General features: G+C 64.5%; 1 pseudogene. It reads left to right on the top strand.

The window, feature by feature from the left end:
• Positions 1–332: pseudogene (locus PZH32_RS12045) on the top strand (MDR family MFS transporter); the annotation flags it as partial.

Raw genomic sequence — 332 nt, 5'->3', positions numbered from 1 at the left:
CCGATTCGTTGGGCTGGCGCATGGTGTACGTGATCATGATGGTGCTGGCCGCGCTCGTGGCCGTTATCGCCCTCGCGTCGCTGCGCAACTACGGGAAATCCGAGCGCGAGCCGCTGGACGTGCCCTCGGTTATTCTGTCGGCCCTCGGCCTGGTTGGCGTGCTCTACGGCATCAGTTCTATGGGGGATGCGGGCGTCACGCCCTTCTCCATCGGCCTGGTAGTGGCCGGCGTCGTTATTCTGGCACTGTTCGTATGGCGCCAGACGCGCCTGACCGAGCGGGTGCTGAACATGGACGTGTTCCGCTTCCGCCGCTTCGTCATCGGCCTAGGA

It is taken from the genome of Adlercreutzia equolifaciens (genome assembly GCF_029076695.1).
GTDB classification, from domain to species: domain Bacteria; phylum Actinomycetota; class Coriobacteriia; order Coriobacteriales; family Eggerthellaceae; genus Adlercreutzia; species Adlercreutzia equolifaciens_A.
Note: the sequence above shows the minus strand (reverse complement) of the source record. Positions and strands in the feature narration are given on the sequence as shown.